Origin of the sequence: Micromonospora sp. NPDC049662 (assembly GCF_040675055.1) — a bacterium.
GTDB lineage: Bacteria > Actinomycetota > Actinomycetes > Mycobacteriales > Micromonosporaceae > Micromonospora.
Genome location: NZ_JBFAOC010000088.1, coordinates 1 through 19,462, shown reverse-complemented (window position 1 = coordinate 19,462; position 19,462 = coordinate 1). Strand labels below are relative to the sequence as shown.

The 19,462-nt window shown below is 73.0% G+C and carries 19 protein-coding genes; 11 read left to right on the top strand and 8 right to left on the bottom strand.

Annotation, left to right across the window (positions count from 1 at the left end; translation table 11 throughout):
• Positions 1-343 precede the first annotated feature (343 nt).
• From AB0J36_RS33045 to crtI, 6 genes are all read left to right on the top strand, one after another.
• Positions 344-832, top strand: a complete 489-nt coding sequence (locus AB0J36_RS33045) for a YbaK/EbsC family protein (RefSeq protein WP_357398907.1) — start codon at positions 344-346, stop codon at positions 830-832.
• A 161-nt stretch (positions 833-993) separates the two neighbouring features.
• Positions 994-1,662 carry a monooxygenase gene (locus AB0J36_RS33040; protein ID WP_363661530.1) on the top strand — a complete coding sequence of 223 codons (669 nt, stop codon included), beginning with the start codon at positions 994-996 and terminating at the stop codon, positions 1,660-1,662.
• Positions 1,659-2,210 carry a GNAT family N-acetyltransferase gene (locus AB0J36_RS33035; RefSeq protein WP_355049443.1) on the top strand — a complete coding sequence of 184 codons (552 nt, stop codon included), beginning with the start codon at positions 1,659-1,661 and terminating at the stop codon, positions 2,208-2,210. The genes AB0J36_RS33040 and AB0J36_RS33035 overlap by 4 nt, the downstream gene beginning before the upstream one ends.
• Complete coding sequence (locus AB0J36_RS33030; protein WP_357398903.1) at positions 2,207-3,055, top strand: carotenoid biosynthesis protein; 849 nt, start codon at positions 2,207-2,209, stop codon at positions 3,053-3,055. Before AB0J36_RS33035 ends, AB0J36_RS33030 begins: the two co-directional genes overlap by 4 nt.
• Positions 3,052-4,191: a glycosyltransferase family 2 protein gene (locus AB0J36_RS33025; protein ID WP_357398900.1), complete on the top strand. Its 1,140-nt coding sequence runs from the start codon at positions 3,052-3,054 to the stop codon at positions 4,189-4,191. Before AB0J36_RS33030 ends, AB0J36_RS33025 begins: the two co-directional genes overlap by 4 nt.
• A gap of 12 nt (positions 4,192-4,203) precedes the next feature.
• Positions 4,204-5,691 carry a phytoene desaturase family protein gene (crtI, locus tag AB0J36_RS33020; protein ID WP_357398898.1) on the top strand — a complete coding sequence of 496 codons (1,488 nt, stop codon included), beginning with the start codon at positions 4,204-4,206 and terminating at the stop codon, positions 5,689-5,691.
• A 92-nt stretch (positions 5,692-5,783) separates the two neighbouring features.
• Here the strand turns inward: crtI and AB0J36_RS33015 are convergent, their stop codons facing one another.
• A complete protein-coding gene (locus tag AB0J36_RS33015) occupies positions 5,784-6,497 on the bottom strand; it encodes a CDP-alcohol phosphatidyltransferase family protein (protein WP_357126879.1) in 714 nt (237 codons plus the stop codon).
• 21 nt (positions 6,498-6,518) lie between these two features.
• Entirely contained in the window at positions 6,519-7,436 is a 918-nt protein-coding gene (gene metF / locus AB0J36_RS33010) for a methylenetetrahydrofolate reductase [NAD(P)H] (RefSeq protein ID WP_355049438.1), read from the bottom strand.
• A 241-nt stretch (positions 7,437-7,677) separates the two neighbouring features.
• Between metF and AB0J36_RS33005 the strand changes: the two genes are divergently transcribed.
• Together AB0J36_RS33005 and AB0J36_RS33000 are read left to right on the top strand one after the other, a co-directional pair.
• On the top strand, positions 7,678-8,067 hold the full coding sequence (locus AB0J36_RS33005) for a helix-turn-helix domain-containing protein (RefSeq protein ID WP_357170687.1): 390 nt from the start codon (positions 7,678-7,680) through the stop codon (positions 8,065-8,067).
• A 9-nt stretch (positions 8,068-8,076) separates the two neighbouring features.
• Positions 8,077-9,159 carry a polyprenyl synthetase family protein gene (locus AB0J36_RS33000; RefSeq protein ID WP_357126872.1) on the top strand — a complete coding sequence of 361 codons (1,083 nt, stop codon included), beginning with the start codon at positions 8,077-8,079 and terminating at the stop codon, positions 9,157-9,159.
• A 149-nt stretch (positions 9,160-9,308) separates the two neighbouring features.
• Here AB0J36_RS33000 and AB0J36_RS32995 read toward each other — a convergent pair whose 3' ends face one another.
• Positions 9,309-9,683, bottom strand: coding sequence for an Rv2175c family DNA-binding protein (locus AB0J36_RS32995; protein WP_357126869.1), 375 nt, complete (start codon positions 9,681-9,683; stop codon positions 9,309-9,311).
• Between the two features lie 191 nt (positions 9,684-9,874).
• On the opposite strand from AB0J36_RS32995, the gene pknB reads away from it, so the two are divergent.
• Positions 9,875-11,863 carry a Stk1 family PASTA domain-containing Ser/Thr kinase gene (gene pknB / locus AB0J36_RS32990; RefSeq protein ID WP_357126866.1) on the top strand — a complete coding sequence of 663 codons (1,989 nt, stop codon included), beginning with the start codon at positions 9,875-9,877 and terminating at the stop codon, positions 11,861-11,863.
• Entirely contained in the window at positions 11,863-12,738 is an 876-nt protein-coding gene (locus AB0J36_RS32985; protein ID WP_357126863.1) for a deoxyribonuclease IV, read from the top strand. Before pknB ends, AB0J36_RS32985 begins: the two co-directional genes overlap by 1 nt.
• A 29-nt stretch (positions 12,739-12,767) precedes the next feature.
• Here the strand turns inward: AB0J36_RS32985 and AB0J36_RS32980 are convergent, their stop codons facing one another.
• The 5 genes from AB0J36_RS32980 to AB0J36_RS32960 all read right to left on the bottom strand — a co-directional run bounded on the left by AB0J36_RS32980 (position 12,768) and on the right by AB0J36_RS32960 (position 18,715).
• Positions 12,768-13,634, bottom strand: a complete 867-nt coding sequence (locus AB0J36_RS32980) for a PHB depolymerase family esterase (RefSeq protein WP_357398892.1) — start codon at positions 13,632-13,634, stop codon at positions 12,768-12,770.
• A gap of 110 nt (positions 13,635-13,744) precedes the next feature.
• The gene (locus AB0J36_RS32975) at positions 13,745-14,782 is read right to left on the bottom strand and encodes a GntG family PLP-dependent aldolase (protein ID WP_357398891.1); all 1,038 of its coding nucleotides are present in this window, start codon (positions 14,780-14,782) and stop codon (positions 13,745-13,747) included.
• A 113-nt stretch (positions 14,783-14,895) separates the two neighbouring features.
• Positions 14,896-16,302, bottom strand: a complete 1,407-nt coding sequence (locus AB0J36_RS32970; RefSeq protein ID WP_355049430.1) for a class II 3-deoxy-7-phosphoheptulonate synthase — start codon at positions 16,300-16,302, stop codon at positions 14,896-14,898.
• An 87-nt stretch (positions 16,303-16,389) separates the two neighbouring features.
• Positions 16,390-16,896: a hypothetical protein gene (locus AB0J36_RS32965; RefSeq protein ID WP_357398888.1), complete on the bottom strand. Its 507-nt coding sequence runs from the start codon at positions 16,894-16,896 to the stop codon at positions 16,390-16,392.
• 181 nt (positions 16,897-17,077) lie between these two features.
• Positions 17,078-18,715 carry a glycosyl hydrolase family 18 protein gene (locus AB0J36_RS32960; RefSeq protein WP_357399359.1) on the bottom strand — a complete coding sequence of 546 codons (1,638 nt, stop codon included), beginning with the start codon at positions 18,713-18,715 and terminating at the stop codon, positions 17,078-17,080.
• Between the two features lie 167 nt (positions 18,716-18,882).
• Between AB0J36_RS32960 and AB0J36_RS32955 the strand changes: the two genes are divergently transcribed.
• Positions 18,883-19,365 carry a glutathione peroxidase gene (locus AB0J36_RS32955; protein ID WP_357399362.1) on the top strand — a complete coding sequence of 161 codons (483 nt, stop codon included), beginning with the start codon at positions 18,883-18,885 and terminating at the stop codon, positions 19,363-19,365.
• Positions 19,366-19,462: the final 97 nt, after the last annotated feature.

Genomic DNA, 19,462 nt, shown 5'->3' with positions numbered 1-19,462 from the left:
CAGCACCCCACCCCACCCCCCCCCCGGCCGGGGCGCGGGGGGGGCGCCCGCCGCCCGGGGGGGGTGGGGTGGGCGGCGGGCGACGCTCCTGCCTGATGGGACCGGGCTCGCGACTGCCCGGAAACCCAGGTGCGGCCCGCGGAGCCGCACCGGCCGGAACTGGCGCCGCGAAACACCGCGCTCCGGCTGGTTGGAACGAGCGTTCGAGACAATCGAACACTCGTTCTAACTGCTGCTGACAGTACACCTCCCCTCCGACGAAAATGCAACGTGTGACGCGCCAGGACTCGCCGTGACGTGTGCCGAGGTGAACCGGCGCACACAGACCGGGAAGAATGACGGGATGCAGCCACACCCGAACGTACGGGCGGTGCAGGACGCGCTGGACGGCGCCGGCACGCTCGACGACGCCGGTCAGCCCAGCACGGTCCGACTCCTGCCCGACGCGGTACACACCGCGGTAGCCGCCGCCAAGGCGCTCGGCGTCGAGGTGGGCCAGATCGCCAACTCGCTGATCTTCGACGCGGACGACGCGCCGCTGCTCGTGCTCACCTCCGGCGCCCACCGGGTGGACACCGCCGGTCTGGCCGCGTCCATCGGCGTCACCCGGCTGCGCCGGGCCACCCCGGAGTTCGTCCGCGAGCACACCGGCCAGCCGATCGGCGGGGTCGCCCCGCTCGGGCACCCTCGGGCGCTGCGCACCCTGGTGGACACGGCGCTGGCGACGTACCCACAGATCTGGGCGGCGGGCGGCGTGCCGCAGGCGGTCTTCCCGACCACCTACGCCGAACTGCTGCGCGTCACCGCCGGCACCCCGGCCGAGGTGGCGTGAGCGAGCGGAGCGAGCGAACCAGCCGGCACAGCAGCGATGCGCTCGCGCCGCCGCGAAGCGGTGGCGTGAGCGAGCGAACCAGCCGGCCCAGCAGCGCCGTACCGGAGCTGGTCACCCTGCACGTGTGGCGGACCGCCCGGAGCGCGCTGCCCCGGGCGCTGATGAGGATGGCGGTGGATCCGCGTCGGCTGCGCGTCCTGCCGGGCGTCCGGTTCGGCAAGCTGCTGGGCACCGGGACGGGCACCGGCTTCGGCCCGGGTGACGCCGACCTCACCAGGTGGGCGACGCTGACCGTCTGGGACTCCCCCGCCGCGGCGGCCGGCTTCGACGACTCGCCGGTCGGGCGGGCCTGGGCGCGCATCGCCCAGGCGCAGGTCCGGGTCGACCTGCGTCCGCTGAGCAGCCGTGGCGAGTGGTCGGGCGAGCGGCCGTTCGGCGAACCACCGGGTGGTCGGGTGGCCGGGCCGGTGTTGGCGTTGACGCGGGCCCGGTTGCGGGCACGTCGGGCGGCCACCTTCTGGCGGGCGATCCCGCCGGTGGCGGCGGCCCTGCGCGACGCGCCGGGGTTGCTCGCCCGGTTCGGCGTGGGCGAGGCCCCGTTGGGCTGGCAGGGCACGGTCAGCGTGTGGCGCGACCCGACGGACCTGGTGGCGTTCGCGTACCGTCACCCGGAGCATCGGGCGGCGATCATGCGAACCCCCACCGCGGGTTGGTACGCCGAGGAGCTGTTCGCCCGGTTCGAGGTACGTGACGTGGTCGGCGACCGGACGGTCCTCGGGTGGGTCGCCGACGACGGCGACCAGGCGACAGGGAAGGGTGGACGGGCATGAGGTTGGTGCGCTGGACGCCGGACGATCTCGTCCGACGGCTGGACGATGTGGTGGCCGTCTACGGCGAGGCGATGGGGTACCGCACCGACCTGTTGGAGGCCCGGCGCGGCTACATCGCCACCCACGTCCGCCGGCCGGGGTTCCGGGCCGTGGCCAGCCTGACCAGCGAGGGTCACCTCGCCGGCTTCGGGTACGGCTATCTGGGCAGCGCCGGCCAGTGGTGGCACGACCAGGTGCACCGGGCGCTGGACGGCCCGACCCGCAAGCGCTGGCTCACCCACTGCTTCGAGGTGGTCGAGCTGCACGTCCGCCCGCCCGCGCAGGGGCACGGCCTGGGCGCCGGCCAGTTGCGGGCGCTGCTCACGATGGCCGAGGGCGACACCACGCTGCTGTCCACCCCGGAGGCGGAGGAGCAGACCTCGCGGGCCTGGCGGCTGTACCGGCGCTTCGGCTTCGTCGACGTGCTGCGCGACTTCCACTTTCCGGGTGACGAGCGGCCGTTCGGCGTACTCGGTCGGGACCTGCCGCTCGATCCCCCGGCGTCATGACCCGGCGGATCTCCTGGACGCTGCTCGGCGTCCTGGTGTTCGCCCAGATCTGCTACCCGCTGACCACCGGCGCGACCCGGGCCGGGCTGACCGTGGCCACCGTCGTGCTCGGCTGGCTGCTCTCGGTCGGTCACGCGCTGCTCAGTCGGGGCCCCCGGGTGGCGGCGGCGTTGGTCGCGGTGGCCACCGGCGGTGGGTTCGCGATCGAGGCGATCGGGGTGGCCACCGGTGTGCCGTTCGGCAGCTACGACTACTCGGGCGAGCTGGGTCCCAAGCTGGCCGGCGTACCGCTGATCATCCCGCTGGCCTGGACCTGGATGGCCTGGCCGGCCTGGCTGGCCGCGGTCCGCCTGACCGGCGGCGGCACGGCAGGTGGTGGCACGACGGCCGGGCGGTGGGTGGGCAGGATCGCGCTGGCCGCGCTGGGGCTGGCGGCGTGGGACCTCTTCCTCGACCCGCAGATGGTCGCCGAGGGCTACTGGGTCTGGCGTGACGCCACCCCCGCGTTGCCCGGCCTGACCGGCATCCCGGTCAGCAATTACCTGGGCTGGCTGCTCTTCGCCGTGCTGCTGATGAGCGCGCTGCGCCCGGTGGCCGGTCCGACCGCCGAACGCACCGACCGGCGGGACCACCCGATGGTCGCGCTCTACCTGTGGACGTACTTCTCCAGCATCCTGGCCCACGCCGTCTTTCTGGACCTGCCCGCCTCGGCGCTCTGGGGCGCCGCCGGCATGGCGGTCACCGCCGTGCCGCTGACGGTGACGCTGCTGCGTGCCCGCCGGGACGGCGAGACCCGCCAGGAGCATCACCGGCCGGACCGTACCGGCGTCGACGCGACCCGATGACCATCCTGTCCGTCCTGCTGTCCGTCCTGCTGGTCGCCGTCGCCGCGTTGACCGCGCACACCTGGGTCAACGCCGCCCGCTGGCTGCGCCGGCCCCCCGACGCACCGGACGAGGTCGGCGAGTCGGTGGCCGTCCTGCTGCCACTGCGCGACGAGGCCACCCGCGTCGCGCCCTGCCTGCGCGCCCTGCTCGCCCAGCGGGGCGTGCCCGGGCTGCGCGTCGTGGTCCTGGACGACGGGTCCACCGACGGCACCGCCGACGTGGTCCGCGCGGTGGCCGGCGACGACCCCCGGGTCACCGTGCTCACCGGGGTCGCCCCGCCACCGGGCTGGCTGGGCAAACCGCACGCCTGCTGGCAGCTCGCCACCCGGGCCGCCCCGGAGGCCACCGCGCTGGTCTTCGTCGACGCCGACGTGGTGCTCGCCCCGCACGCCGTGGCCGCCGCCGTCACCGAGCTGCGCGCCGCCCGCGCGACATTGCTGTCGCCGTACCCCCGGATCGTGGTGGCGACGGCGGCCGACCGGCTGGTCCAGCCGTTGTTGCAGTGGCTCTGGCTGACCTTCCTGCCGCTGCGGGCGATGGAACGCTCGCCGCGGCCGTCGCTGGCCGCGGCGGGCGGCCAGTTCCTGGTGGTGGACCGGGCCGGCTACACCGCCGCCGGCGGGCACGCCGCGGTCGCCGACAAGATCCTGGAGGACGTCGAGCTGGCCCGCGCGGTCAAGCGGGCCGGCGGTCGGATCGCCCTGGCCGACGGCTCGCGGCTGGCCACCTGCCGGATGTACGACGACTGGCCGCAACTGCGCGACGGGTACTCGAAGTCGCTGTGGGCGTCGTTCGGGCACCCAGGCGCGGCGGCGGCCGTGGTGGCGGCGCTGCTGCTGCTCTACACCGCCCCGCCGCTGGTCGCGTTGGGAGGGCTGGTGGCCGACGCGCCGGGGGTGGCCGCCGTGGGCCTGGCCAGCTATCTGCTCGGAGTCACCGGGCGGGCGCTCACCGCCCGCGCGACCGGGGGCCGGTGGTGGCCCGACGCGCTCGCACACCCCGTGTCGGTCGTGGTCCTCGGCTGGTTGACCCTGCGGTCGTACCATCTGCGCAAGCGACGCCGCCTCACCTGGCGGGGCCGTCCGGTCAGCTAGGGAGGGCACGACATGGCGCGGATCGTGGTCGTCGGCGCCGGGGTGGGTGGCCTCGCCACCGCCGCCCGGCTGGCCGCCACCGGACATCAGGTGACCGTCTTCGAGGCCGCCGACGCGGTCGGCGGCAAGCTCGGCCGGTACGCGCACGACACCCCGGCCGGGACGTTCCACTTCGACACCGGGCCGAGCCTGCTCACCCTCCCCGAGGTGTTCCACGACCTGTTCGAGGCGACCGGGGCGAAGCTCGACGAGTACCTGGACCTGGTCCCGCTGGACCCGATCGTCCGGCACGTCTTTCCCGGCGGCGGCCCGACCCTTGACTCGTGCGCCGACCCGGCGGAGTTCGCCGCGCGGATCGGGGCCGCCTTCGGTGACCGGGCGGCGGCCGACTGGCAGCGGCTGTGGGGCCGTGCCGAACGGGTGTGGCGCGCCTCCGAGCGGGACATCCTGCGCCGCACCGTCGACTCCCCCCGCGACCTCGCGTCGCTGGCCTGGCGGCTCGGCGACCTGGCCGCCATCGCGCCGGGCCGCAGCCTGCGCGGCCTGGGCCGCCGGCACCTGTCCGACCCGCGGCTGCGAATGCTGCTGGACCGGTACGCCACCTACACCGGCGCCGACCCACGCCGGGCCCCGGCGGCGCTGGTCGCGGTCCCCTACGCCGAGCTGGCCTTCGGCGGTTGGTACCTGCGCGGCGGGCTGGGCACGCTCGCCGACGCGCTGCTGACCCGCTGCCTGGACCTCGGCGTGGTCGTGCAGACCGACACCCGGGTCACCCGGATCGACGCGACCGGCGGCCGGGTACACGGGGTACGCCTCGCGGGCGTCGCCGCTCCGGTCCCCGCCGACGTGGTGGTGGCCAACGTGGACGCCCTCACCGTCTACCGTGACCTGTTGCCGCACCCGCGCCGGCTGGCCGGCCTGGCCGACCGCAGCCTCGCCGGTTTCGTGCTGCTGCTCGGCGTCTCCGGCGACACCGGGCTGGCCCACCACAACGTCTTCTTCCCGCGCGACTACGACGCCGAGTTCGACGCGGTCTTCGGCGACCCGGGTCGAGGCGTACGGGCCCGGCCGGCTGTCGACCCGACGGTGTTCGTCACCGTGGCCGACGACCCGATGGCCCGCCCGGCCGGGCACGAGGCGTGGTTCGTGCTGGTCAACGCCGCCCGGCACGGCACCACCGGTGGGGCGGTCGACTGGCGACGCCCGGGGCTCGCCGACGCGTACGCCGACCGGATCCTGGACGTGCTGGCCGAGCGCGGCGTGGACGTGCGGGACCGGCTACTGTTCCGTGAGGTCCGCACCCCAGCCGACCTGGACACCGCGACCGGGGCGCCGGGCGGCACGATCTACGGCACCGCCGGCGGCCTGCTCCGCCCGGCCAACCGGGGCCCCGCGCACGGGCTGTGGCTGGTGGGCGGCTCCAGCCACCCCGGCGGCGGGCTGCCGATGGTGACCCTCTCCGCGCAGATCGTCGCCGACGAGATCGGCCCCGCCTGGTAGGTCGTAAGGAAGGGCACCTTATTAACGCCTGCGGTATAGGAAGGGCCCCTTGCTAACGCTGCGGGAGATCAGCCGGCTAACGCTGCGGGAGATCAGCCGGCGTCGAGGAGCGCGCGGCGGACGGTGGACAGCAACTGCCCCAGCCCGAAGCCGGCGAGCAGCACCCAGACCGCGGTCGCCATGGTGATAGTGCCGGCGGCCAGGTCCGGCTCGATCAGACCGGCCAGCCCGGCGACCACCAGACCCGCCAGCGCGACCGAGACCCGGGTGGGTCGTTCGCCGACGGTCACCGCGCCGATCTCACGCATGCCGGCCAGGGCCGCGCGGGCCCGGACGTACTCGTGCAGCCAGGACAGCGCACCGGCCGCGACGACCAGCGCGCCGGGCGCGCCGACCAGCCAGAACGCCAGCAGCCAGGCCACCTCGCCGAGCCGGTCGGCCAGCGAGTCGTAGACGTAGCCGAGCCGGGTGGTGCGGTCGGTGGCGACGGCCACGGCGCCGTCCACACTGTCGGCCACGGCGGCGAGCAGCACGAACAACGCGCCGAGGAACGGGCCGTCGCCCGGCCGGGTCGCCAGCAACGGTACGCAGAAGCAGAGCAGCACCCCGACGACGGTGACCGGGGTGGGGCCGACCCGAAGCCGGCCCAGCACGTACCCGACGTGGTAGGCGAACCGCAGCCAGGCGCGTACCACCGGCGCGGCGACCCGTGGGTCGAACCCGCCGTGCAGCCGCGCCCACGCCGTGGCGTACTGGTCCCAGTTCAGCTGTGTGCCCACCTGGGGATCAACCGTCGTGCCGGGCATCAGGTGTCGCCGACTCCGCGTTCACACCCGCGCGCCGGCCTTGAGGTTCTGCCAGACCTCCCGCGTGGCGGTGGACCGGTTGAGGGTGATGAAGTGGATTCCGGGGACGCCCTCGTCCAGCAGCCGGCGGCACATCTCGCTGGCCTGCTCGATGCCGAGCTGGCGCACCGCCTCCGGATCGTCGGCCACCCGCTCGAAACGCGCCGCCAGCGCGGGCGGGAAGGGCGCCCCGGAGAGCTGCACGGACCGCTCGATGGTGCCGATCTGGGTCACCGGCATCACCCCGGCCAGGATCGGGGTGGCGCAGCCGGCGGCGGCCACCCGGTCACGCAGGCGCAGGTAGTCGTCGGCCTCGAAGAACATCTGGGTGATCGCGAACTCGGCGCCGGCCCGGCACTTGCGGACGAACTGCGCGGTGTCGCTGGCCACGTCGGGTGAACGGGGGTGCTTGTACGGGAAGGCCGCCACCCCGACGCTGAAGTCGCCGGAGTCACGGACCAGCCGGACCAGGTCCTCGGCGTAGTCGACGCCCTCCGGGTGCCGGACCCACTCGCCGCCGGGGTTGCCGGGCGGGTCACCGCGTACGGCCAGGACGTTGCGCACCCCCACCCCGGCGAGCCGCCCGATGACGTGTCGCAGCTCGGCCACGGAGTGGTTGACGGCGGTCAGGTGGGCCATCGGCAGCAGGGTGGTGTCGGTGGCGATCCGCTCGGTCACCGCCACGGTGGTGTCCCTGGTCGAACCGCCCGCGCCGTAGGTGATCGACACGAACGACGGACGCAGCGACTCCAGCTCGCGGATCGCCTGCCAGAGCAGTCGCTCCCCCGCCTCGGTCTTGGGCGGGAAGAACTCGAACGAGAACGTCGGCTGACGGTCACGGATGAGCGCCCCGATCGCCGGCTGCGGATTGGGGAGTACCGAGGGAAGACCGAGCGCCACGACCCGACTCTAGCGGGCGGCGCCACCGTGACCCAGAAGCTTCCCACCGTGCGCACGAGTCGACCGGTCCCGAACGCGGCGCGGCCGGGCGGGCAGAGTCGTCGTACCCCAGGGGTAGTAATGAGGGGCGCGGAAGAGGCGGCGGGGGCGGCCGGTTCCGGCGTGGGGGTCACACAGCCGAGGTGCGCCCGGCCGTCGAGCGGCGGGGTGGCACCGCGTCGACGTCCCGCTGGGAGGGCCCGTGACCTCGTCTCCACCGCCGTACCGCACGCAGCTCGGGCCACTGCTGGTCCGGCATCGGCTGGCCCGGGGGTGGAGTCAGCGGCGCGCCGCCGCCGAGTTGTGCGCCGCCGCAGGTGTGCCGACGTTGAGTCGGAACGAGGTGTCCCGGTGGGAACGGCAGCGACGCGTACCCGGTGAATTTTGGCTCGGCTGGCTTGCCGTCGTGCTGGACGTACCGGCGGGGGTGCTCACCGAGGCGGCCGTGCGCGCCCGGCGGACCGGGCCGCCCACGACGGCCGGGTCGGGCCGACACGGCGCGGCCGGTGCGCGGCCGGGCGGGCGGACCGGGCCGGGCCGGGCCGGCGGGACTACGCGTGGCGGTGGGGCGCGGGCCGTGGCGAACCGCTAGCGTCGTGGCGTGACCCATGCTGCTCCCGTGTCCCCCGTCGACCGCGCCGGCCTGCGGCAGCGGGTCGACGAGGCGCTCACCGAGTTCCTGGCCGGCCAGCGGGCCCGGTTGACCCGAGTTGACCAGGCCCTCGTTCCGGTGGCGGAGGCGATCGAGGCGTTCGTGCTCGGTGGCGGCAAGCGCCTGCGTCCGGCGTTCGCGTACTGGGGATTCCGAGGCGCCGGCGGGGTGGACGGCGACGAGGTGCTCACCGCGCTCGCCGCGCTGGAGTTCGTGCAGGCCAGCGCCCTCATCCACGACGACCTGATGGACCGTTCCGACACCCGGCGGGGCGAACCGGCGGTGCACCGGCGGTTCGCCAGTCGGCACCGGGCGGCCGGCTGGGGTGGCGACGCGGACGGGTTCGGCGACGCCGCCGCGATCCTGCTCGGCGACCTGTGCCTGGTGTGGTCCGACGAGCTGCTGCACTCCGCCGGCCTGGACCTGCGGGCGCTGGCCCGGGCCCGGCCGGTCTTCGACGAGATGCGCACCGAGGTCACCGTCGGGCAGTACCTCGACGTGCTGACCCAGGCCACCGGGGACACCTCACTGGAGCGGGCCGGCAAGGTGGCCCGGTACAAGTCGGCGAAGTACACCGTCGAGCGTCCGCTGCTGCTCGGCGCCGCGCTGGCCGACGCGGGCGAGGAGATCCGGACGACCTACTCGGCGTACGGGTTGCCGTTGGGTGAGGCGTTCCAGCTCCGCGACGACGTGCTGGGGGTCTTCGGCGACCCGGCGCAGACCGGCAAACCTGCCGGGGACGACCTGCGCGAGGGTAAGCGCACCTATCTGGTGGCGGCGGCCGTGGAGACCACCGACGACGCGGGCCGGGAGCTGCTGCTCGGTCAGCTCGGCAACCCGGACCTGGACGAGCAGGGTGTGGCCCGTCTGCGCGAGCTGATCCACGCGAGCGGGGCCCTGACCCGCACCGAGCAGCGCATCGTGACGCTCACCGACACGGCCCTGGCCGCCCTGAGTGCCGTAGACCTGGACACCGAAGCCCGCCAAGCCCTGGTGGACCTGGCCATAGCCGCCACCCGCCGAGCCGACTAACCCCCTGCCTGTCCCCGTCCCCGTCCCACGCTGCGTCGATCTTGCACTTTCGGTGGCGACATAAGGGGCAGACCAGCCCATCACGGCAACACAAAGTGCAAGATCGGCGCAGCGTGGGCCTGGGGGCTTCCCCACACCACGCGGGTCGGTCAGAAGCCCAGGGCTTGGGCGCGGCGTTTGATCTCGCGGGCCTGGTCGCCGGAGAGGGCCGCGGCGGGAGTGTCGCCGGGGAGCGTGTCGTCCCGCTCGTAGAGCCAGCGCAGCGCCGCCTCGTCGTCGTAGCCGTTGTCGGCCAGCAGGTTGAGCACACCGGGCAGGTGTTTGAGGGCTGTCGCGTTGGCCACCAGGTCCGCGGGTATCCGGCGTACGCCGTCGCGGCGGACCGCCAACAGCTCCCGGTCGCGGATCATCTGGTGGACCTTGCTGATCGACACGTCGAGCCGCTCGGCGACGTCGGGCAGGGTGAGCCAGCCGGACGGGTCGGTGGGGCCGGCGAGCTCGGGGTCGGGTACGGATTCGGTCACCCGATCACCCTGCCACGCCGTCGGCGGCGGGAGCCATCGGCACCCCGCACGACCGGTCCGGGTCCGCGGGGCGGGCACCACCGGTGAGCAGCAGCTCAGGGCGGGCGGTCACGACGGGACGGACCAGGTGCGTCTCCGGGCTGTAGCATCCTGTTCAACTCTCACCCCCTGGACACATAGACTCCCTGCCGATGGACACACAGGTCGCCGACACGTTGCTGGGCTCGCTGATCGACGGGCGCTACCGCATTCGCGGTCGCGTGGCCCGTGGTGGCATGGCGACCGTGTACACCGCCACCGACGAGCGCCTCGAGCGCACCGTCGCAGTCAAGATCATTCACCCGACCCAGGCGCCCGAGGCGCGGGCCCGGGTCGCCAACTTCGTGGCCCGGTTCACCGACGAGGCCAAGACCATCGCCCGGCTGACCCACCCGAACGTGGTCGCGGTCTACGACCAGGGCACCCACGCCGGCCTGCCGTACCTGGTGATGGAGTACGTGCGTGGCCGCACGCTGCGCGACGTGCTGGCCGAACGACGCCGACTCAACCCGGACGAGGCGCTGGCCATCGCCGAGCAGATGCTCGCCGCGATCGCCGCCGCGCACCGGGCCGGCCTCGTGCACCGCGACGTCAAGCCCGAGAACGTCCTGGTCGCCGAAGCGCCCACCGGCGGTGTCGCCAACCTGGTGGACAGCGTCGTCAAGGTGGCCGACTTCGGGCTCGCCCGCGCGGTCGAGGCCAGCGCCGACGACGAGCAGGGCAACCAACTGATGGCCACCGTGGCGTACGTCGCCCCGGAGCTGGTCACCGAGGGTCGGGCCGATCCGCGTACCGACGTCTACTCCGCCGGCATCGTGCTGTTCGAGATGCTCACCGGTCGGGTGCCGTACGACGGGGGCCGTCCCGTGGACGTCGCCTGGCAGCACGTCGACCGGGACGTGCCGGCGCCCTCGACGCTGGTGCCCGGCCTGCCGCCGGCCCTCGACACCCTGGTGCAGCGCGCCACCCGGCGTGACCCGTCCGCCCGGCCCGCCGACGCCGGCGCGCTGCTGGCCGAGGTCCAGGTGGCCCGGGACCAGTTGGGCAACGTCAACAGCACCAGCACCGCCGTCCTGCGGCGGATCACCGACGAGCCGCCGGCCTCCCAGCCGACGATGATGGTCGCCGCGATCCGCCCGGCGCAACGGCCGACCTGGGCGCGGCTGCCCGAGGGCGGCGCGCCGGGCCCGGGTCGTCGGCGGGCCGCCCCGGAGCCCGCCGAGGGTCTGGCCGCGCGGTTCACTGAGCTGCGCACCAGGATCCTGGGCACGTCCCAGGGTCGCCTGGCGTTCGCGGCCGTGGTCGTGGCGCTGGGCCTGGTGGCCGCGCTCGGTGGCTGGTGGTTCGGCGTCGGCCGCTACACGTCCGCCCCGCAACTGGTCAGCCTGAACAAGGCCGAGGCACAGGCCCAGGCCGAGCGCGCGGGCCTGACCCTGGCGTACGGGGAGCCCCGCTTCGACGAGAAGGCCCCGAAGGACAGCGTGCTGGGGCAGAGCCCGGCGTCGTCGAGCAAGATCGTCAAGGGCGGCACGATCACCCTGACCCTCTCGCTGGGCCCGGAGCGCTTCCCCGTGCCGGACGTGATCGGCAAGGAGTACGAGCTGGCCGAGGCGGATCTGGTCAACGCCCAGCTGGTGGTCGCCAAGGGCACCGCCCGCTATGACGACACCCTGCCGGCCGGCGTCGTCCTGGACAGCAATCCGAAGGTGGGCGCCGAGGTCAAGCCGGGCACGAAGATCACGCTGATCCTGAGCCGTGGCCGGGCGCCGGTGACGGTGCCGAACCTGGTGGGCAAGAGCCTGACCGAGGCGCGCACCAAACTGGGCCAGCTCGGCCTGGTCCCCGTGGAGAGTTTCAAGGACTCCGACAAGCCCAAGGACGAGATCCTCGGGCAGAGCCCGGCCGACGGTGGGGGCGTGGAAAAGGGCACCGAGGTCAAGCTGGAGATCAGCAAGGGTCCGCCGCTGGTCGTGGTGCCCCGGGTGATCGACCTGCCCTGCCAGCAGGCCAAGCAGGTGCTGGAGAGCCAGGGCTTCCCGGTGACGGTCGCCGTCAACCCGAACGCCGTGGCCCGCATCCAGGCACCCGGGGAGAATTCGCAGGTGCCTCCGGGCACCCCGGTCGTCATCACGTGCTTCTGATGACGTCGATCTCGGCGCGGCCGGTGGGCGCGCACACCCCGACCTCCGGCGGGCTGGCCAGGGCGGCTCTGCCGTACCTGGACGCGACCGGCGCCGCGGCCGTGCAGGTGTACGTCTCGAACTCGCGGGGCTGGGCGCTGCCACCGGGTGACCCGGCGCAGGACGCGCTGTTCCGCGACGGCTGCGCCGAGCGGGGCATCCCGGCGTTCATCCACGCCTCGCTGCTGGTCAACCTCGGCTCGCCCACCCCCGCGACCGTCGAGAAGTCGGCGCTGACACTGGCGCACGCTCTGCGCCGGGGCGTGGCCATCGGCGCGCGGGCGGTGGTGTTCCACGCCGGCAGCGCGGTCGACGAGGGGTACGCCGAGGAGGCGATGCGGCAGGTCCGTCGGGAGCTGCTGCCCCTGCTCGACTGGACGGTCGAGGCCGGCGGACCGATGCTGCTGGTAGAGCCGAGCGCCGGTGGCGGCCGTTCCCTCGCCTCGCGGGTCGAGCACCTCGGGCCCTACCTCGACGCGGTGGACCGGCATCCGATGCTCGGCGTCTGCTTCGACACCTGCCACGCCTGGGCGGCGGGGCATGATCTGGCCGCCGAGGGCGGCATGACCGCGACCCTCGACACGCTGGTGGCCACCGTGGGAGCCGACCGGCTGCGGCTGGTGCACGCCAACGATTCCAAGGATCTGTGCGGTTCCACCCGGGACCGGCACGAGAACATCGGCAAGGGCACCATCGGCGAGCCGGCGTTCGCCGAGCTGATGGTCCATCCGGCCACCGTCGGCGTCCCCGTGGTGGTGGAGACCCCGAGCGAGAAGCAGCTGGGCCACGCCGCCGACATCGCCATCCTCAGCCGCCTGGCCGGTCATCCTTCCTGAGGTTCACCCACGGGTACGGCCGGTCGCCCTCACCGACGCGCCGGTGTGGAGAGGGCGAAGAACTCGTCGATGAGCCGGGCCGTCTGCACGTCCTGGTTGGTCCTGCCCAGCACGGCAGGCGCTTTGGCCGGCCCTGGGATGGTGTGCCCGCCACCGCGCACGGTGTAGAGCGCCACCGACGGGTGCCCGGGCTGCCGGTACTCGGTGCGTTCGATCGAGGTCGCGGCGTTCGCGGCCGGCAGTTTCGTGCTGGTGGGTTGTGCGGTGATGCCGTTATGGGCGGCGAAATAGGCTGCGGACTCGGGCGCGGACAGGTTGCGGCCGCCGACCTTGAAGGCCAAGCGCGCCCACCAGCTGTACGCACCACCGGCGTACGGGACGATCCGGTCCTTCGTGCCGTTGATCAGCAGGACCGGCATGGGCGCGGGTGACGCGTCGCCGAGCAGGAAGTTCTCGGGTGCCGGCATGGTCGCGGCGATCACCGCCGCACCGGCGATCAGCACCGGAGTTTCGTGGGCCAGGCGGATCACCATCTGGCCGCCGTTGGAGTAGCCGATCGCGTACACCCGCGCCGGGTCGATGTCGTGGCTGAGGGCCACCTTCTCGATCAGCGCCCGAACAAAACCGACGTCGTCGCTGTTGTCGGTGCGGGCCGGGAAGGAGCTCTCCCGCCGGGCGTCGTTCCAGTTGCCCTTGTGGCCGTCGAGGTAGACCACCACCGCCGCGCCGGTCTCGGCGAGCGCGTCGTAGGCCCGGCCGATGAACTTCCGGTGCTTGGCCCCGGTCTGTTTCGATCCGTGGAAGACGAGCACGAGACTGCGTCCGGGGTTGCCGTCCGCGGACCCGATGATCTCGTACGTCCGCCGGGTGCCGTTCACCGTGATGCTGTCGCGCATGCGGAGCCCCCTGAAGTGGATGGGTCATCCGCTCCAACGTAGCATAAGCGGATTAGTTATCCGTTACGCTCGTGCCGGTCGGCGAGACTCCGGACCTCTCGATCACGGCCTCAGGCTGCCGCCAGGATGCGGGGTAGGGCCCGCAGCGCGCGGTCCAGACCCTCGTCGTCCAGACCCAGGTGGGTGACCAGGCGGGCGGTCCGGGGGCCGAGCACCGAGATCAGTACGCCCTCCTGGCGCGCGGCGGCGGCCAGGGCGCGGGCGTCCAGCGCGTGCTTGGTCAGGTCCAGCGGAACGAGGTTGGTGCGGACCGTGGTGGCGAGCACCCCGAACGGCGCGACCGCCTCGGCGAGCCGGGCCGCCCTCGCGTGGTCCTCGGCGAGCCGGTCGACGTGGTGCGCGAGCGCGTACCGGCCGGCGGCGGCCAGGATGCCGGCCTGACGCATGCCGCCACCCATCCGCTTGCGGATCATCCGAGCCCGAGCGATCCTCTCCGCGCTGCCCACCACCAGCGAGCCGACCGGCGCGCCGAGCCCCTTGGAGAGGCAGACGGACAGCGTGTCGAACAGGCCGCCATACTCGCTCAGCGACACCCCGTCGGCGACGTGCGCGTGCCAGATCCGGGCGCCGTCGCAGTGCAGCGCCACCCCCGCGTCGTCGGCGACGCCGCGCAGCTCTCGCAGGGTGTCCAGCGGGATCACTCCGCCGCCACCCCGGTTGTGGGTCTGCTCGACGGCGATCGCACGGGTGGGCACGGCGAAGAAGCCGTCCGGACGGATCATCCGGGCGACCACCTCCGGGTCGATGTCCGCGCCGACGGTCGGCCAGGTCCGCGAGGAGATTCCGCCGTACGCGGCGGCGGCCCCGATCTCGTACGTGACGACGTGCGCGTCCGCGTCGCACAGCAGCTCCTCGCCGGGCGGCACGAGCAGTTGCAGGGCGATCTGGTTGGCCATCGTCCCGCTCGGCGCGAACAGCGCCGCCTCGTGGCCGAACAGCGCGGCGACCTCCGCCTCCAGCGCGTTGACGGTGGGGTCCTCGCCGTAGACGTCGTCACCGACCTCGGCGGCGGCCATCGCCTCGCGCATCCCGGCGGTCGGCCGGGTCACCGTGTCGGAACGCAGGTCAACAAGCTCAGCCACAGTCATCCTTTCGGCGGCCGGTCGCGGGTCTCGCACACCTGGCCACGGTCATTCCCGTTCGACAGAGAGCGGCGGCCTCGGAGCCGGCCTTTCGGCTGCCGACCGCGGGGCTCGCGGCCTCAGCCTCGGAGCATCTCCGCCACGAGGAAGGCCAGCTCCAGCGACTGCTGGGTGTTCAGCCGCGGGTCGCAGGCGGTCTCGTACCGGTCGGGCAGGTCGAGGTCCTCGATGCCCTGCGCGCCGCCGAGGCACTCGGTGACGTCCTCACCGGTCAACTCCACGTGGATGCCACCGGGGTGGGTGTCCAGGCTCCGGTGCACCTCGAAGTAGCCGAGCACCTCGTCGACGATCCGGTCGAAGTGCCGGGTCTTGTAGCCGTTGGACGACTCGTGGGTGTTGCCGTGCATCGGGTCGCACTGCCAGACCACCTTGGCGCCGGAGGCGGTGACCTTGGACACGATCGGCGGCAGGGCGTCGCGGACCCGGTGGTTGCCCATCCGGCTGATCAGCGTGAGCCGGCCGGGGACATTGTCCGGGTTGAGCTTCTCGCACAGCTCGATCGCCTCGTCCGGTGAGGTCGTCGGGCCGAGCTTGACGCCGATCGGGTTGGCGATCCGGGAGATGAAGTCGATGTGCGCGCCGGTGATCTGCCGGGTGCGTTCGCCGACCCAGAGGAAGTGCCCGGACAGCCCGTACGCCCGGCGGTCGGAGACCCGGGTGAGCGCCCGGTCGTACTCCAGGGCCAGGGCCTCGTGGGAGCAGTAGAGGGTGACGGTCCGCAGCGCTTCGTCGTCGGTCATCCCGCAGGCCCGGATGAAGGCCAACGCCCGGTCGATCTCCCGGGCGATCGCCTCGTAGCGCTCGCCCGCCGGGGAGGTCCGGACGAAGCCCTTGTTCCAGTCGTGCACGGCGTGCAGGTCGGCGAGCCCACCGGCGAGGTACGCCCGCAGCATGTTCATCGCGGCGGCCGAGTTGGCGTACGCCCGGATCATGCGCTGCGGGTCGGCGACGCGGGCGGCGGGATCGGCCTCCAGCGAGTTGATCATGTCGCCGCGGTACGCGGGCAGACCCCGCGCGTCGGTGGGAAGTGAGCGGGGCTTGGTGTACTGGCCGGCGACCCGGGCGACCTTGACCACCGGCAGCGACGCGCCGTAGGTGAGCACGATCGCCATCTGCAACAGGGTGCGGGCGTTGGCCAGCAGGTGGCTCTCGGTGTTGTCGGCGAAGGTCTCGGCGCAGTCACCGCCCTGGAGCAGGAACGCCTTGCCCTCGCAGACCAGCGCCAGCTTCTGCCGGAGCTGGTCCACCTCGTAGGGCGCGACGACCGACGGCACGGTGTCGAGCACCTTGCAGACCTCGGCGACGGCGGCCGGGTCGGACCACGGTGGGACCTGCTCGCGGGGCAGCTCCCGCCAGCGGTCCAGGCCGAGGGCGGCGTCCTCGGCGGAGTCGACGGTCGGACGGCTGGTCTGCAGGCCCGGGCTACCCACCGCGGGATGGCTCAGCTGATGCCACTCATGGCGCATGAGAGAAAGCGTACGGCGACCGTGCGTGTGACCGGGCGGCGAGGGTGACGGTTCCGGCAAGTGGGAGGTCGATCCCACCCACCTCGGTCAGGACGCGGGTGAGGGGGACGCGGGTGAAGGGCTGGTGGCCGGGTTGCCGCCCGGCGCCTCACTCGCGATGCACCAGTCGCCGCCGTCCCGCGTGACGGTGAACACCAGCGGGCGGGTGACCTTGCTCTTGCCGGCGGTGACCGAGACCGAGACGCTGACCTCCTGGCCGCGCTGACCGGACCGGACATCGGTGATGGTCGCCTGGGGCACCTTGAAGTGGTCGGCGAAGTCGCCGTTGGGACCCGTGGCCGCGGCGTCGAAACCGGCCTGCAACACCGCGCAGAGCTGGCTGCGGCCGGCGGCGACGTCCTTGGCGGTCATCGCGTCGAGGTACGCCTGCACGCGCTCGCGGGACCGGTTGGCGGCCTCCTCGGCGGGTGCCCGCTGGGGCGCGACGGTCTGCTTGTCGGCGTCGTCGCCGCCGCTCCCGCAGCCGGCAAGGACGGCCGGGAGCAGCACGAACGCGGCGGCGGTCATCGCCAGCCCACGGTGGGTCGCGCGCATGACCACCTCCGTCGAACGGGAAATCGGGACCTGCCGAGCCGCGAGTCTGCCATATCGGACCCGACCCACCCAAGGCCGGCGGCCCGGCCGACGCGTGGCGTCGACCGGGCCGCTACGGCACGGGCGGGAAGGGGCGGTGCGGGCCCCTTCCCGCCGTGTGGGTGGCGCGTCGGCCCTCGGCTCAGCCGAGACCGCCCTTGATGGCGCCGATGAGCTCACCGTTGCTGGTGTCGCCGGAGAGTTCCCAGAAGAACGCGCCACCGAGGCCCTGGTTCTTCGCGTACGTCATCTTGCCGTTGATGGTCGACGGGGTGTCGTAGCTCCACCAGTTGCTGCCGCACTTGGCGTACGCGGTGCCGGCGATCGTGCCGGTAGCCGGGCAGGTGTTCTTGAGGACCTTGTAGTCCTCGATGCCCGCCTCGTAGGTGCCCGGCGCGGCACCGGTGGCGCTGCCGCCCGGCGCGGCCTGGGTGACGCCCGTCCAGCCCCGGCCGTAGAAGCCGATGCCGAGCAGCAGCTTGTTGGACGGGACGCCCTTGCTCTTGAGCTTCTGGATGGCCGCGTCGGAGTTGAAGCCCTGCTGCGGGATCCCGGTGTACGACGTCAGCGGCGAGTGCGGGGCGGTGGGGCCCTGGGCGTTGAACGCGCCGAAGTAGTCGTACGTCATCGGCATGAGCCAGTTGAGGTTGCCGATCGCGCCGGCGTAGTCGGTGGCGTCGATCTTGCCCCCGTTGCTGCCGTCCGCGGTGATGGCGGCGGTGACCAGGGCGTTGGACCCGAACCGCGACCGCAGCGCGCCGATCACGTTCTTGAACGCGTTCGGGCCGCTGGTGTCACAGCTCAGACCGCAGGCGTTGGGGTACTCCCAGTCCACGTCGATGCCGTCGAACACGTCCGCCCAGCGCGGGTCCTCGACCAGGTTGTAGCAGCTCTCGGCGAACGCGGCCGGGTTCTGCGCGGCCTGGGTGAAGCCGCCGGACCACGTCCAGCCACCGAACGACCAGATCACCTTGAGGTGCGGGTTGAGCGCCTTGAGCTTGCGCAGCTGGTTGAAGCTGCCGCGCAGCGGCTGGTCCCAGGTGTCGGCGACGCCGTCCACGCTCTCCGCCGCCGTGTACGCCTTGTCGTAGTCGGCGTACGGGTCGCCGATGGTGCAGCGACCGCCGGTGGTGTTGCCGAAGGCGTACAGGATGTGGGTCAGCTTGGCGGCCGAGCCGCTGGTCTGGATGTTCTTGACGTGGTAGTTGCGCCCGTAGACGCCCCACTCGGCGAAGTAGCCGACGACCTTCTTACCGCCCGTGTTGGGCGGCGGGGTGGTGGTCGGCGGCGCGGTGGTCGGCGGCGCCGTGGTGGGCGGCGCGGTGGTCGGCGGCGCCGTGGTCGGCGGCGCGGTCGTGGTCGGCGGGGTCGTCGGGGTGCCGCCGCCGCAGGGAGCGCCGTTGACGGTGCAGTTCAGTGGCGCCTTGTACGCGCCGGTGCCGTTGTAGCCCCAACTGAACGAGGCGCCGGGCGCGAGCCCGCCGGCCCAGCTCTTCTTGACCGCGACGTAGTGGTTGCCGCTGCTGGTGACGTCGGCGTCCCACGCGCTGCTGATGGTGGTGCCCGACGGCAGGTCGAACTCGATGCGCCAGGTGGCGACCGTGGCGCTGGTGCCGTTGGTCACGGTCACCTTCGTCTCGTGACCGGTCCCCCAGTCCTGCGCCTTGGCGAACGTGGTGGTGACCGTGCCGGCGCCGAACGCGGTCGTCATCGGCACCGCCGCGACGGTCACGGCGACCACGGCGCCGGCCCAGAGGGCCCGGCGGAGCGATCTTTTCATGAGGCGTCTCCCGCACTGTTAGGAAACTTTCCAAAAGAGATGGTGAGACGGTACTCACACCGTCATCACTCCGTCAAGATGTCCATGTTTCGATTTCCCCTGGTGCGCGGAACGGGCCGGCCACGCCCTACCCGGGTGACCCCACACCCGGCGCGTAGCCTCGGGCCATGACCGTCTTCGACATCCCGATCGGCGCCCTCAACGGCGGCCCCGCGGACCTCACCCGCTACCGCGGAAAGGCGCTGCTGGTCGTCAACGTCGCCTCCCGCTGCGGCCTCACCCCGCAGTACGCCGGCCTCCAGCGCCTCGCCGACACGTACGCCGAGCGCGGCCTCGTCGTGCTGGGCGTGCCGTGCAACCAGTTCGCCGGGCAGGAGCCGGGCAGCGCCGCCGAGATCAGCGACTTCTGCCAGGTCAACTACGGCGTGACGTTCCCGCTCACCGAGAAGGTCGACGTCAACGGGCCCGACCGGCACCCGCTCTACGCGGCGCTGGTGGACACCCCGGACGCCGACGGGCACACCGGGGACGTCCGCTGGAACTTCGAGAAGTTCCTGGTGGCGCCGGACGGCACGATCGCCGGCCGCTTCGCCCCGACGGTCGAGCCCGACGACCTCCGCACCCCCATCGAAAAGATCCTCCCCGCCTAAGCGCTTGATCCCGCCCGGCTCCCACCACCCCGCCCTCGGCCCCGGTGATCAAGAGGTTCGCGTCAGGAATCGGCCGATCGGTGACGCGAACCTCTTG